The organism is Edwardsiella piscicida, assembly GCF_021733145.1.
Classification (GTDB): Bacteria; Pseudomonadota; Gammaproteobacteria; order Enterobacterales; family Enterobacteriaceae; genus Edwardsiella; species Edwardsiella piscicida.
In genome coordinates, this window is the sequence record NZ_CP090968.1 from 3,621,177 (window position 1) to 3,635,288 (window position 14,112).

The following is a 14,112-nucleotide window of genomic DNA, read 5'->3' on the forward strand; positions in this document are numbered from 1 at the left end:
CCCACATCGATCCAAACACTATCCGGTGTACACTGTAACGCCGTTAAGCCGCAGGAAAACGCGATGTCCGTAGCCCACGTAGCGCTGCCCGTACCCCTGGCCCGCACCTTTGACTACCTGCTGCCCCCCGACATGCCGGCTCAGCCGGGCTGCCGGGTCAGCGTGCCCTTTGGTCGCCGTGAGATGATTGGCATCGTGGTGGCGATCGGCGAGCAGAGCGAGCTGCCGCTGGAAAACCTAAAGCGCATCAACCAGCTGCTGGATACGCAGCCGCTGTTCAGCGACAGTCTGTGGCGCCTGCTGCGCTGGGCCGCCGACTATTACCATCACCCCATTGGCGAGGTGCTGTTTCATGCACTGCCGATGCTGCTGCGCCAGGGCAAGGCGGCTAGCCATACGCCCCTGTGGCGCTGGAGCCTGACGCCCCAAGGGCAGAAAACCGATCCCCTCTCTCTGAAACGGGCGCCCAAGCAGCAGCAGGCGCTGGCGCTGCTGCTGCGCCACGCGATCTACCGCCATCAGGCGGATGAGTTCGACCTCAGCGCGGCTGCGCTACAGGCGCTGAAGAGCAAGGGGCTGATCGCGCTGGAGAGCGAGGCGATCGCTCCCGGCGACTGGCGCAGCGACGTTTCCCTCTGCGCCGATCGCCTGACGCTGAACGCAGAGCAGGCCACCGCCGTGGGCGCCATTCGCGCCGATGATGACCATTTTAGCCCCTGGCTGCTGGCCGGCGTGACCGGCTCAGGCAAGACCGAAGTCTACCTGAGCATTATCGAAAACCTGCTCGCCCGCGGGCGCCAGGCGCTGGTTCTGGTCCCAGAGATCGGCCTGACGCCGCAGACCATCGCCCGCTTCCGCCAGCGCTTTTCCGTGCCGGTCGATGTGCTGCACTCCGGGCTGAACGACGGCGAGCGGCTGGCGGCCTGGCTGCGCGCCCGCGACGGCGAAAGCGCGATCGTTATCGGCACCCGTTCGGCCCTGTTTACGCCGTTCGCCCGCTTGGGCGGCATCATTATCGATGAAGAGCACGACGGCTCTTACAAACAGCAGGAGGGGTGGCGCTATCACGCCCGCGATCTGGCGGTGCTGCGCGCCCGCCTCGAGGATATCCCTATCGTGCTCGGATCTGCGACCCCGGCGCTGGAAACCCTGCATAACGTCGACGTCGGCAAGTACCGGCGACTGTGTCTGACCCAGCGTGCCGGTAATGCCAAGCCCGCCGCACAGCATCTGGTGGACCTCAAGGGGCTGCCCCTCAAGGCCGGACTGGCGCCGCCGCTGATCGAACGTATCCGCCGTCACACCGACGCCGGAAACCAGGTGATCCTGTTCCTTAACCGCCGCGGCTACGCCCCGGCGCTGCTGTGCCATGAGTGCGGCTGGATCGCCGAGTGTCCGCGCTGCGATCACTTCTATACCCTGCATCAGGGCCAGCGAACCCTGCGCTGTCACCACTGCGACAGCCAGCGGCCGGTTCCACACCAGTGTCCGCAGTGCGGCTCCACCCATCTGGTGCCGGTCGGACTGGGGACCGAGCAGCTGGAGCATGAGCTGGCCAATCTGTTCCCCACGATCCCGCTGACCCGTATCGATCGCGATACCACCAGCCGCAAAGGGGCGCTGGAGCAGCAGCTGGCGGAGGTCCATCGGGGGGGCTCGCGCATCCTGATCGGCACCCAGATGCTGGCCAAGGGGCACCATTTCCCCAACGTCACGCTGGTCGCCCTGCTGGACGTCGACGGCGCGCTGTTCTCCGCCGATTTTCACGCCGCCGAACGCTTCGCCCAGCTGTATACCCAAGTGGCCGGACGCGCCGGGCGCGCCGGCAAACGCGGCGAGGTGCTATTGCAGACCCACCACCCCGACCATCCCCTGCTGCAAACGCTGCTGCATCAGGGCTATGACGCCTTTGCCCGTCAGGCACTGCAGGAACGTCAGAGCGTATTCCTGCCCCCGTTCACCCACCACGTCATACTGCGCGCCGACGATCACGACAACCGGCACGCCTGCGACTTTCTGCAGCAGCTGCGCGCACGGCTAGAGGCCAGCCCGCTGTGCGACGAGTCGCTGTGGTTGCTTGGTCCGGTTCCGGCGCTGCAGCCCAAACGCGGCGGTCGTTACCGCTGGCAGCTGTTGGCTCAGCATCCGTCGCGCGCCAAGCTGCAGCGCCTGTTGCAGGAGGTTCTGCCACAGGTCAGCACGCTGCCGGCCTATAAGAAGGTTAAATGGTCATTAGACGTCGATCCCACCGACAGCTAAGGGTGTCGGCGTGGAAATGAAGTGCGATCGGGATCGAAAAAATCTATTCACATCACACTTTCCCTGCAAATTAAGTAACTGTCACCCCCGCTGTTCCGTTTAATATGTGATCATATACTCATCGGCCATCCATTGACGGCGGCCGATGTCGGCAGCGGGCGAGGCTGCCTTCGGAGAGAACAGAGCTATCGCTGGCGCAATCGTTACCTTCGCCGCGGGATAATGATCGGGAAGTCATATCATCGCGCCAGCATGGACTGACGCAAGGAGAAACGCGTTGGAAGAGAAGCAAATAAACGCCACCATGAAAGATGTGGCGGAGTATGCCGGCGTATCAACCGCAACGGTATCGCGAGCGCTGATGAATCCAGAGAAGGTGTCGGCCGCCACGCGACAAAAGGTCGAACAGGCGGTTTTGGCCGTCGGATATGCCCCCCATACGCTGGCCCGCAGCAACAAACGCGGCGAGTCACGCACTATCCTGGTGATCGTCCCGGACATCTGCGATCCGTTTTTTGCCGAAGTGATCCAGGGGATCGAACGCACCGCCGCCGAGCACGGCTATCTGGTTCTGCTCGGCGACTGTGCCCAGCAGATGCAGCAGGAAAAAACCTTCGTTAACCTGATCATCACCAAGCAGATCGACGGCATGCTGCTGCTGGGTTCCAACATTCCCTTCGACGCCAGTAAGGAAGAGCAGCGCAATCTACCGCCCATGGTGATGGCCAATGAGTTTGCACCGGAGCTGGAGCTGCCGACGGTGCATATCGACAACCTGACCGCCGCCTTCAAGGCCGTGCTCTATCTGCACGATCTGGGCCACCAGCGGATAGGCTGCCTCGCCGGTCCAGAGCACATGCCGCTGAGCCAATACCGCCTGCAGGGGTATATCCAGGCGCTGCGCCGCTGCGGCCTCAGCGAAACGGGCTACGTGGCGCATGGCGACTTTACCTTCGAGGCCGGCGCTAAGGCGCTGGCGCAGTTGATGGCGCAGCCGCAGCCGCCCACCGCGCTGTTTTGTCACAGCGATGTGATGGCGATAGGCGCGCTGTCGCAGGCAAAGCAGCTGGGGATCAAGGTGCCGGAGGAGCTGTCTATCATCGGCTTCGACGATATCCGCCTGGCGCAGTACGCCGATCCGCCGCTGACGACCGTGGCACAACCCCGCTATCAGATTGGCCGTGAGGCCATGCTGCTACTGCTGGAGCAGCTGCATCACCATCGCGTGGTCAGCGGTTCGCGCCTGCTGGACAGCGAGCTCATCATCCGCGGCAGTACGGCTGTTCCGAAACGCTAGTGAATTGAATCTGAGTTCAGTAACATGGCGTCCTGATATTGACTATTCAGTTGTAGCGAAACGACAGTGGCACAAAGAGACTATGTGAGCCGTGGGCGCGCTTCGGGCGCCAAACGCAAAAGCAACAGCCGGGGTAAAAAGCGGCGTTCGGGTTCCGGCGTATCCAGAACCATGATGGTGCTTGCCCTGGCCGTGCTGGCAACCTTTGCCGGTGGCCTCTATTTTCTGACCCAGCATAAACCGGACGGCGATACGCTGTTGCCGGCGGCATCGCAGCACCCTAAAAATGGTCTTCCGCCCAAGCCGGAGGAGCGCTGGCGCTATATTAAAGAGCTGGAAAATCGCCAGGTTGGCGTCACGGCACCGACCGAACCCAGCGGCGGAGCCCCGCTGCAGGGGCAGCCGCAGCTGACGGATGAGCAGCGCCAGCTGCTGGAGCAGATGCAGGCCGATATGCGCCAGGCGCCGACCCAGCTATCGGAGGTGCCCTATAACGATCAGACTCCGCCGACCGTAACGCCGCACAACAGCCGCCTGCCGGAGCAGCGTTATGCTCAGCAAACGCCGACGCCGCAGTCGACCTATCAGGAGCCGGTGCGTCAGCCGGCGCCCGCGCCGCGCAACCCATTCTCCCAGTCCCAGACCAGCGCGCGCCCCAGCCCGGCGCCAACTCCGCCGCCCGTCAGTCGGGAGCGAGAAAAAGAGCGCAGCGCGCCGGTGACTAACGCCGCGCCGGCGCCGGTTCAGACCGCCCGGGAGAAACCGGTGGAAAAACCGGCCGAGAAGCCAGCGGAGAAAGCGTCTGGCCAGAAATGGCTGATCCAGTGCGGCTCCTTCCGTAACACGGATCAGGCCGAATCGGTACGGGCCCAGCTGGCCTTTGGCGGAATAGAAAGCCGCATCACCAGCGGAGGCAGCTGGCACCGCGTCCTGCTCGGCCCCTATGCCAGTCGCCCCGCGGCAGACAAAATGATCGGCCGCCTGAAAGGAAACGGCATGTCCGGCTGCATCACCCTCGCCGCCGGGGGTTGAAATCCGCGAAATCCCCCCCATGTAATCGGGTAATGCCTCCCGTCCCGCGCGACGGGAGGATTACTTTATAGCCACGGGGGTCTGTTCATGACAACAATAGTTAGCGTTCGCCGCAACGGCAAAGTAGTGATCGGTGGGGATGGTCAGGCCACGCTGGGCAACACCGTAATGAAGGGCAACGTCCGCAAGGTCCGCCGCCTGTACAACGATCGCGTCATCGCTGGATTCGCCGGTGGCACCGCCGACGCCTTTACCCTGTTTGAACTGTTTGAGCGCAAGCTGGAGCTGCACCAGGGCCACCTGGTCAAAGCGGCGGTGGAGCTGGCCAAAGACTGGCGTACCGACCGTATGCTGCGCAAGCTAGAGGCGCTGCTGGCCGTCGCCGATGAAAACGCATCGCTGATCATCACCGGCAACGGTGACGTAGTACAACCGGAAAACGATCTGATCGCCATTGGCTCCGGCGGCCCCTATGCCCAGGCAGCGGCGCGCGCGCTGTTGGAAAACACCGAGCTGGGTGCCCGCGATATCGTAGAAAAGGCGCTGGGAATTGCAGGTGATATCTGCATTTATACCAACCAGTTCCACACCATTGAAGAATTAGACTCCAAAGCGTAAGGACTGTATATCATGTCTGAAATGACCCCACGCGAAATTGTCAGCGAACTCGACAGTTACATCATTGGCCAACACTCGGCTAAACGCGCCGTCGCGATCGCGCTGCGCAACCGCTGGCGCCGTATGCAGCTGGGCGAGGCGCTGCGCCACGAAGTAACCCCCAAAAATATTCTGATGATCGGCCCAACCGGCGTCGGCAAGACCGAAATCGCCCGCCGTCTGGCGAAGCTGGCCAACGCGCCGTTCATCAAGGTCGAAGCGACCAAGTTCACCGAAGTCGGCTATGTCGGCAAAGAGGTGGACTCCATCATCCGCGATCTTACCGACTCCGCGATGAAAATGATCCGGGCGCAGTCCATAGAGAAAAACCGCTACCGCGCAGAAGAGATGGCGGAAGAGCGGATCCTCGACGCCCTGATCCCCCCGGCCAAAAACAACTGGGGACAGACCGAACAAGCCAATGAAAGCTCCCCGGCGCGTCAGACCTTCCGCAAAAAGCTGCGCGAAGGCGAGCTGGACGATAAAGAGATTGAAATCGAGCTGGCGGCCTCCCCGATGGGCGTCGAGATCATGGCCCCTCCGGGAATGGAGGAGATGACCAGCCAGCTACAGTCCATGTTCCAAAACCTGGGCGGTCAGAAAACCAAGCCGCGCAAGGTGAAAATCAAGGATGCCTTCAAACAGCTGATCGAAGAAGAGGCCGCCAAGCTGGTCAACCCGGAAGAGCTGAAACAGCAGGCTATCGACGCCGTAGAGCAAAACGGTATCGTCTTCATCGACGAAATCGACAAGATCTGTAAGCGCGGCGAAAGCTCCGGCCCAGACGTCTCCCGTGAAGGGGTACAGCGCGATCTGCTGCCGCTGATCGAAGGCTGCACCGTCAATACCAAGCACGGCATGGTCAAGACCGATCACATTCTGTTCATCGCCTCCGGTGCGTTCCAGGTCTCCAGCCCCGCCGATCTGATCCCGGAACTGCAGGGCCGTCTGCCTATCCGCGTTGAGCTGCAGGCGCTGACCACCGAAGACTTCGAGCGTATCCTGACGGAGCCGAGCGCCTCGTTGACCGAGCAGTATCAGGCGCTGATGGCGACCGAGGGCGTTAACATCAGCTTCAGCGCCGACGGTATCCGCCGCATCGCTGAAGCCGCCTGGCAGGTGAATGAGAGCGCGGAAAACATCGGCGCCCGTCGTCTGCACACGGTGATGGAGCGTCTGATGGAAGAGATCTCCTTCGACGCCAGTGAAATGCACGGCGCGGCGATCGCCATCGATGCCGATTACGTGCGTAATCACCTCGATGAGCTGGTAGCAGATGAAGATCTGAGCCGGTTTATTCTATAATCACCCGCAGAAACCGTCCTTTTCGGTCTTTGCCAGGGGGAAGGCGTCTGCCTTCCCCCTTTTTATTGCCACTGGTTGAAGCAACAGACAGCTAACGGTTTGTTAAGATAAACTCATGAGATAACCCGGCAACGGGCCGCTCAGCGCATCGCTGAGGGTCGCATGCCCCTAGTGACTGAAACCATATAATGACTTCATTAACCCCGATCAGCCGGCCTCGTGCCTGGCTGGAAAGTCTGCGCCTGCGTACGCTGCCGCTGGCGCTGGCGTCGATCGTGACCGGATCGGCCATCGCCGCCTGGCAGCAAACCTTTAATCTCGGCATCGCTCTGCTCGCGCTGCTGACGGCGGCGCTGCTGCAGATCCTCTCCAATCTGGCCAACGACTACGGCGACGCCGTCAAGGGCAGCGACACCCCGGAGCGCATTGGGCCGCTGCGCGGTATGCAAAAAGGCGTGATCACCCAGGCGCAGATGAAGCGGGCCCTGATCATCACCGTGCTGCTGACCGTCGTTTCCGGCGTCGCGCTGATCGCCGTCGCCTGCCAAAAACCCCAGGATATCATTGGGTTCTTGCTACTCGGCCTCATGGCTATCATCGCCGCCATCACCTACACCGTCGGTACTCGCCCCTATGGCTATATCGGTCTAGGCGATATTTCGGTGCTGATCTTCTTTGGCTGGCTGAGCGTTGCCGGCACCTACTATCTGCAGGCCGGCACCTTTAACAGCGTGGTCATGCTACCGGCAACGGCCTGCGGCCTGTTGGCGGCGGCGGTGCTAAATATCAACAACCTGCGAGATATCGAAAACGATGCCCGCAACGGCAAAAACACCCTGGCAGTACGCCTAGGACCGCGCAACGCCCGCTACTATCACGTAGCCCTGCTGGGCGGCGCGGTGCTGTGTTTAGCGCTGTTTGCCCTGCTGGATCTGCATAGTCTGGCGGGCTGGCTGTTCGTACTGGCCGTTCCCATGCTGTACCGCCACGCCAGCTATGTCCTGCACCAGCGCTCGCCGGAGGCCATGCGCCCCATGCTGGAAAACATGGTGAAAAGCGCTCTGTTGACCAATCTGCTCTTCGCCATCGGCACCGTTCTGAGTTAATCCCTTCCGCAGCAGTATCACCCGCGTCGCACGCGGGTGATACTGCTGCTTTTGCAAACAGCCACATTAAAGGGATATACTGATAATCCCTGCGGCAACCGGACGTGGACCCATGAAATACGATACTTCCGAACTGTGCGACATTTACCATGAAGAGGTGAATGTTGTGGAACCGCTGTTCTCCAATTTTGGCGGGCGTTCCTCCTTTGGCGGCCAGATTACTACGGTCAAATGCTTTGAAGACAACGGCCTGCTCTACGATCTGCTGGAGGAGAATGGCCGGGGACGCGTTTTGGTCATCGACGGCGGCGGCTCGGTGCGTCGGGCGCTGGTCAACGCCGAACTGGGGCGTCTGGCGGTGCAAAACGAATGGGAGGGCATCGTGGTCTATGGCGCGGTGCGCCAGGTTGATGACCTGGAGGAGCTGGACATCGGCATTCAGGCCATGGCCGCTATTCCCGCCGGCGCCGACAGCGAAGGCATCGGTGAGAGCGACATTCGCGTCAACTTTGGCGGCGTAACCTTCTTCTCCGGCGATCATCTGTATGCCGATAACACCGGCATTATTCTGGCGGAAGAACCGCTGGATATCGAATAAGAAGCGACGCGCTCCCCGATAGTCAAAAGGCGCTCATTGAGCGCCTTTTATTATAGTGAACCGTGCAGCGGTGGCGATCAGTTCACTTCATCCATTTTTCCCAGCAGCGCGCGCAGGCGCTCCTGCCATGCCCCCTGCTCATGCTTCAGCTGCTCATTTTCACGCAGCAGCCCTTCACGGTTGCTGGCAGCCTGCTGAACCTCTTGATTAAGCTGATTGTTTTTCTCTTTCAGCTCTTCGATTTCCATCTGCAGCAGGGTAATAGTGTCAATCGCCTGCTGAACTTTTGCTTCCAGTTTCTCAAATACTTCAAATGACATGGTCTGTCCCCTTAATAGTAGCCAGGCGTACGTCTTGCCGTTGTGCAGGCCGCCCTGCGGCGGCACACACATTCAAATTGGCGCCCTAACCGCGCAGGCCGTCAGACCTACGCACGCAATCCATTTAGCCGTGTTCCCGTCACCGTATCCAGCGTCGATGCAGCGTCAAAGGCGCATTGTCAAAACGAAGGTCGCAGGGCGTAGCAGACCTCGGTTTACGACGGCGCGCCTCCCGGCACGCGTCCCGGAGGGGCGGCACCATTTGACCCTTTGCCACGCTATTCACCCGGCGTTACGGGGCACTGCCTAGATTACCCCGATTGTATGTAGCCCACCTCTCACTGTCTAGGCCGCGTCCCAGTCTGTAACACATTCAGGCACAATCTCGTGCGTTTTACGTTGAAAAAGTCAGTTTAAAAAAAAGTTACAATCAAACATAAAAAGAACAATGCCCCATCTGCGTGATCCAAGTCAGTAGGCAGATCACAAAACTTTTCAGGCATAAATCGCACAAAATAAGCGATATCAACCATTTTTTTGACGACACACACACATTTAAATTTCGCTATTTCTCGTTTTCGCTCGTTAACGATAAATTCACATCGCACCCGTAACCTGTTCCCTTCAGCGCCGGGCATTTATCTTCCACCTCTTCGTCGCAGGATTTCTTTTATGAGCCAAACCGCGAGTACGACATTAAAAGGACAGTGTATCGCCGAATTTCTGGGCACCGCCCTGCTGATCTTCTTCGGCTGTGGCTGCGTGGCCGCCCTGAAACTGGCCGGAGCCACGTTGAGCCTGTGGGAGATCAGCGTCATTTGGGGCTTGGGGGTCGCTTTGGCCATCTATCTGACGGCCGCCATCTCCGGCGCCCACCTCAACCCAGCGGTCACCATCGCCCTGTGGCTGTTCGCCTGCTTTGAGCGCCGCAAAGTACTCCCCTATATCATCGCCCAGATCGCCGGCGCATTCTGTGCCGCGGCGCTGGTCTATGCCATGTACCACAATCTGTTCATCGACTATGAGCAGACCCATCATATGGTACGCGGCAGCGAAGAGAGCCTGACGCTGGCGGGGATCTTCTCCACCTACCCGAACCCACACATCACCGTATGGCAGGCGCTGCTGGTTGAAACCGTCATCACCGCCATTCTGATGTGCCTGATTCTGGCGCTGACCGACGACGGTAACGGCATCCCGCGCGGGCCGCTGGCGCCGCTGCTGATCGGTGTCCTGATCGCCGTCATCGGCGCGGCCATGGGGCCCCTGACCGGCTTTGCCCTTAACCCGGCCCGTGACTTCGGCCCGAAAGCCTTCGCCTGGATGGCCGGCTGGGGCGAGATCGCCTTCACCGGCGGGCGCAGCATTCCTTACTTCCTGGTTCCCATCGTCGGCCCGATTATCGGGGCCTGTCTGGGGGCCTTTGGCTACCGCGCGCTGATTGGCCGCCACCTGCCCTGCGATGTCTGCATCGCAGAAGAAGAGAAAAAGAACAGCGAGAAATCCAAAGCCTGATAAGGTTTCCGGGGAGGCGACTCCCCGGCATTTGAGCGAACTCCGTACACCGAACACCCAACCAGGACAACGATCATGACAACCGAACAAAAATACATTGTCGCTCTTGACCAGGGCACCACCAGCTCCCGCGCCGTGATCCTCGACCACGATGCCAATATCATCAGCGCCTCCCAGCGCGAGTTCGAACAGATTTACCCCAAGGCCGGCTGGGTGGAGCACGACCCGATGGAGATCTGGGCGACCCAGAGCTCTACCCTCACGGAGGCGATGGCCAAAGCCGATATCGAATCCGATCAGATTGCCGCCATCGGCATCACCAACCAGCGTGAAACCACTATCGTCTGGGAAAAAGAGACCGGTAAACCGGTCTACAACGCCATCGTCTGGCAGTGCCGTCGTACCGCCGATATCTGTGAAAAGCTCAAGCGCGACGGACTGGAGGAGTACATCCGCCACAACACCGGCCTGGTGGTCGACCCCTACTTCTCCGGCACCAAGGTGAAGTGGATCCTGGACCATGTCGACGGCGCCCGCGAACGCGCCCAGCGCGGCGAACTGCTGTTCGGCACCGTCGATACCTGGCTGGTATGGAAGATGACCCAAGGGCGGGTACACGTCACCGACTACACCAACGCCTCTCGCACCATGCTGTTCAACATCCACACGCTGGACTGGGATGAGCGCATGCTGGAGGTGCTGGATATCCCGCGCGCAATGCTGCCGCAGGTACGCGCCTCTTCCGAAATCTATGGAAAAACCAACATCGGCGGCAAGGGTGGAACCCGTATCCCTATCGCCGGTATCGCCGGTGACCAGCAGGCGGCGCTGTTTGGCCAACTGTGTGTGCAGCCGGGGATGGCGAAGAACACCTACGGCACCGGCTGCTTCCTGCTGATGAACACCGGTAAAGAGGCGGTACCGTCACAGCACGGCCTGCTGACCACCATCGCCTGTGGTCCGCGCGGCGAGGTGAACTACGCACTGGAGGGGGCGGTCTTCATCGGCGGCGCCTCGATTCAGTGGCTGCGCGACGAGCTGAAGCTCATCAACGATGCGGCGGACTCCGAGTACTTTGCTACCAAGGTAAAAGACAGCAATGGCGTCTACGTGGTGCCGGCCTTTACCGGCCTGGGCGCCCCTTACTGGGACCCCTATGCCCGCGGCGCCATCTTTGGCCTGACCCGCGGCGTCAACAATAACCACATCATCCGCGCGACCCTGGAGTCCATCGCCTACCAGACCCGCGACGTACTGGATGCCATGCAGGCCGACGCCAATACCCGTCTGCAGTCCCTGCGCGTCGACGGCGGCGCGGTCGCTAACAACTTCCTGATGCAGTTCCAGTCAGACATCCTCGGGACGCGGGTTGAACGCCCGGCGGTCCTGGAGGTCACGGCGCTCGGCGCGGCCTATCTGGCCGGTCTGGCCGTCGGCTACTGGAGCGATCTGGAGGAGCTGAGCAGCAAGGCCAGCATTGAGCGTGAGTTCCGCCCTGGCATTGAAACCGTCGAGCGCAACTATCGCTACAGCGGCTGGAAGAAAGCGGTGGCGCGCGCGCAGGCCTGGGAAGATCACGACTGATAACCGGCGGTAGGCCGACGGCGGGGGCGAATGAATCGCCCCCTTTTTTATTTTTGGTCAAGGTTACGGCGTTTTTCCGACGCAAACGTTTCACTGCGCCTGTGTTAGAATCGCCCCCCGTCATCTTATTGCTTATCTATCTCATCACTGCAGGACCATCATGAAACGTGAATTAGCCATCGAGTTCTCTCGCGTCACCGAAGCAGCGGCACTGGCCGGATATAAGTGGTTAGGGCGCGGCGACAAAAATGCGGCAGACGGCGCCGCGGTCAACGCCATGCGCATCATGCTCAATCAGGTCGATATCGACGGGGAGATCGTCATCGGCGAGGGGGAGATCGACGAGGCACCGATGCTGTACATTGGTGAGCGCGTCGGCAGCGGCCAGGGCGATCAGGTCGACATCGCCGTCGACCCGATTGAGGGAACCCGCATGACCGCCATGGGCCAGGCCAACGCGCTGGCGGTGATGGCCGTCGGCGATAAAGGAACCTTCCTGCATGCGCCGGATATGTACATGGAGAAGCTGGTCGTCGGCCCTCAGGCCAAAGGCTGCGTCGATCTCAATCTGCCGCTGGAGACCAACCTGCGCAACATCGCCGACCGCCTGGGCAAGCCGCTGTCCCAACTGACGGTGATCACCCTGGCTAAGCCGCGTCATGACGCTAACATCGCCGCAATGCAGGCGTTGGGCGTACGCGTCTTTGCCATTCCCGACGGCGACGTCGCGGCCTCGATCCTGACCTGCATGCCGGAAAGCGAAGTGGACGTCATGTATGGCATCGGCGGAGCGCCGGAAGGGGTCGTCTCCGCCGCGGTGATCCGCGCGCTGGACGGCGACATGCAGGGCCGTCTGCTGGCCCGCCACCAGGTGAAGGGCGATACGCCGGAGAACCGCCGTCTGGGCGAACAGGAGCTGCAGCGCTGTGAGCAGATGGGGATCTGCGCCGGTGAGGTGCTGGCCCTCGGCGACATGGCGCGCAACGATAACGTGATCTTCTCCGCCACCGGGATCACCAAGGGTGACCTGCTGGAGGGCATCTATCGTAAGGGCAACGTCGCCACCACCGAAACCCTGCTGATCCGCGGTAAGTCCCGCACCATTCGCCGTATCCGCTCGACCCACTATCTGGAGCGCAAAGACGCCCAGATCCGCGATATCATTCTGTAACGGCGCGGGCGACCAACGAAAAACGGCGTGCCATTCGGCACGCCGTTTTATCTCAGCCCAACATCCGGCGGATTACATGATCTGTCCCTGCTGACGCACCTTGTGTGCAATCGGCAGCCAGCACAGCAAAATCATGACCGCCATCGCACTCATCAGCATCCCCAGGCTAAACTGCCCGTTCTGCGGCAGCAGGGCTGAAAACCAGGCCATCGCGCCAGATCCGACGTTCTGCAGTCCGCCCACCAGCGCGCCGGCGGCTCCGGCCAACAGCGGGAACGGCTCCATGGCACCGGTCGTCGCCAGCGGAAACAGCATGCCGGCGCCAAAAAAGAACAGCGCCGCCGGTACGATCAGCGTCCAGATGTTGATGATGCCGAACCAGCTCGGCATCCACATCAGCACCCCAGCCAACAGACAGCTCAGCACCGCATGCCACATCAGGGTAGCAAAGGGTTTGCCCGGGCGCCCGGCGTACCACGCGCCAAAGAATGCCGCCGGGATCGGCAGAATAAACAGAATGCTGACCACGATACCGCTTAAGTGCAGCACGCCGCCCAGCAGAACGCCGGAGCAGGCCTCAAACACCGCGACCCCCGCCAGTCCGCCGATCAGCATCACCAGATAGCAGACAAAGTTGCCGTGGCTCAGCAGCTGACGGTAGCTGCTAAACAGGTTGCTATGGCCCGCCGCGGCCGGTCGAGTCTCCGGCAGCCAGCGGAACATGCTGTAGGCCACCCCGGCGCACAGCAGCAGCAGAAACGCATAGCAGGCGCGCCAGCTGATAAAGGCGTCCAGCAGGCCACCGATCACCGGTGCCAGCAGCGGGCTGACCAGAATCCCCATATTCAACAGGCTATTGGCGTAACGCAGCGCAGTGCCGTTGTACAGATCGCGCGGCATGGTACGGGCCATCACCCCGGCAACGCCGGTCCCCATCCCCTGCAGCGCTGCCGCCATCACCAGCACGTGCAGGCTGGGTGCCAGCAGCGCCAGCAGCGCGCCCAGCATAAAGATGCCCATCCCGGCCAGGATCACCGGCCGACGGCCGATGCGATCGGAGAGCGGACCATAGATCAGCTGCGAGGCGCCATAGGTCAGCAAATATGCCGCCATCACGCTTTGTATCGCGCCGCTGCGCACGCCCAGATCGCGTCCCATATCCGGGATGGAAGGAACATAAATCGTCTGTGCCATCTGGCCGACGGCAACCAACAGGATCAACATGACCAGCAGGTGAAAATTTTCTAGCTTTCTCATTATGTTACGTT

12 protein-coding genes are annotated in these 14,112 nt (G+C 61.0%); 10 read left to right on the top strand and 2 right to left on the bottom strand.

Annotated features, from left to right (window positions below):
- Window positions 1-63 precede the first annotated feature (63 nt).
- From priA to rraA, 7 genes are all read left to right on the top strand, one after another.
- Window positions 64-2,259 carry a primosomal protein N' gene (priA, locus tag L1P05_RS16490; protein ID WP_012850228.1) on the top strand — a complete coding sequence of 732 codons (2,196 nt, stop codon included), beginning with the start codon at window positions 64-66 and terminating at the stop codon, window positions 2,257-2,259.
- 304 nt (window positions 2,260-2,563) lie between these two features.
- Window positions 2,564-3,556 (top strand): DNA-binding transcriptional regulator CytR, encoded by a 993-nt coding sequence (cytR, locus tag L1P05_RS16495; RefSeq protein WP_231295905.1) that lies wholly within the window; start codon window positions 2,564-2,566, stop codon window positions 3,554-3,556.
- A gap of 66 nt (window positions 3,557-3,622) precedes the next feature.
- Window positions 3,623-4,588 (top strand): cell division protein FtsN, encoded by a 966-nt coding sequence (ftsN, locus tag L1P05_RS16500; protein ID WP_071818545.1) that lies wholly within the window; start codon window positions 3,623-3,625, stop codon window positions 4,586-4,588.
- 87 nt (window positions 4,589-4,675) lie between these two features.
- Complete coding sequence (gene hslV / locus L1P05_RS16505; RefSeq protein ID WP_005290933.1) at window positions 4,676-5,206, top strand: ATP-dependent protease subunit HslV; 531 nt, start codon at window positions 4,676-4,678, stop codon at window positions 5,204-5,206.
- Window positions 5,207-5,218: 12 nt separating this feature from the next.
- Complete coding sequence (hslU, locus tag L1P05_RS16510; RefSeq protein ID WP_012850231.1) at window positions 5,219-6,550, top strand: HslU--HslV peptidase ATPase subunit; 1,332 nt, start codon at window positions 5,219-5,221, stop codon at window positions 6,548-6,550.
- Between the two features lie 188 nt (window positions 6,551-6,738).
- Entirely contained in the window at window positions 6,739-7,656 is a 918-nt protein-coding gene (locus tag L1P05_RS16515) for a 1,4-dihydroxy-2-naphthoate polyprenyltransferase (protein ID WP_012850232.1), read from the top strand.
- A 112-nt stretch (window positions 7,657-7,768) separates the two neighbouring features.
- Window positions 7,769-8,254: a ribonuclease E activity regulator RraA gene (gene rraA, locus L1P05_RS16520; RefSeq protein ID WP_015462512.1), complete on the top strand. Its 486-nt coding sequence runs from the start codon at window positions 7,769-7,771 to the stop codon at window positions 8,252-8,254.
- 77 nt (window positions 8,255-8,331) lie between these two features.
- Here the strand turns inward: rraA and zapB are convergent, their stop codons facing one another.
- Window positions 8,332-8,574, bottom strand: coding sequence for a cell division protein ZapB (gene zapB / locus L1P05_RS16525; RefSeq protein WP_015462513.1), 243 nt, complete (start codon window positions 8,572-8,574; stop codon window positions 8,332-8,334).
- Between the two features lie 672 nt (window positions 8,575-9,246).
- Here zapB and L1P05_RS16530 point away from each other — a divergent pair.
- From L1P05_RS16530 to glpX, 3 genes are all read left to right on the top strand, one after another.
- Window positions 9,247-10,089, top strand: coding sequence for an MIP/aquaporin family protein (locus L1P05_RS16530; protein WP_012850235.1), 843 nt, complete (start codon window positions 9,247-9,249; stop codon window positions 10,087-10,089).
- Window positions 10,090-10,164: 75 nt separating this feature from the next.
- The gene (glpK, locus tag L1P05_RS16535) at window positions 10,165-11,673 is read left to right on the top strand and encodes a glycerol kinase GlpK (RefSeq protein WP_012850236.1); all 1,509 of its coding nucleotides are present in this window, start codon (window positions 10,165-10,167) and stop codon (window positions 11,671-11,673) included.
- Window positions 11,674-11,833: 160 nt separating this feature from the next.
- Window positions 11,834-12,844 (top strand): class II fructose-bisphosphatase, encoded by a 1,011-nt coding sequence (glpX, locus tag L1P05_RS16540; protein WP_012850237.1) that lies wholly within the window; start codon window positions 11,834-11,836, stop codon window positions 12,842-12,844.
- Between the two features lie 72 nt (window positions 12,845-12,916).
- On the opposite strand, the gene emrD is transcribed toward glpX, so the two are convergent.
- Window positions 12,917-14,101 (bottom strand): multidrug efflux MFS transporter EmrD, encoded by a 1,185-nt coding sequence (emrD, locus tag L1P05_RS16545; protein WP_012850238.1) that lies wholly within the window; start codon window positions 14,099-14,101, stop codon window positions 12,917-12,919.
- Window positions 14,102-14,112 lie beyond the last annotated feature (11 nt).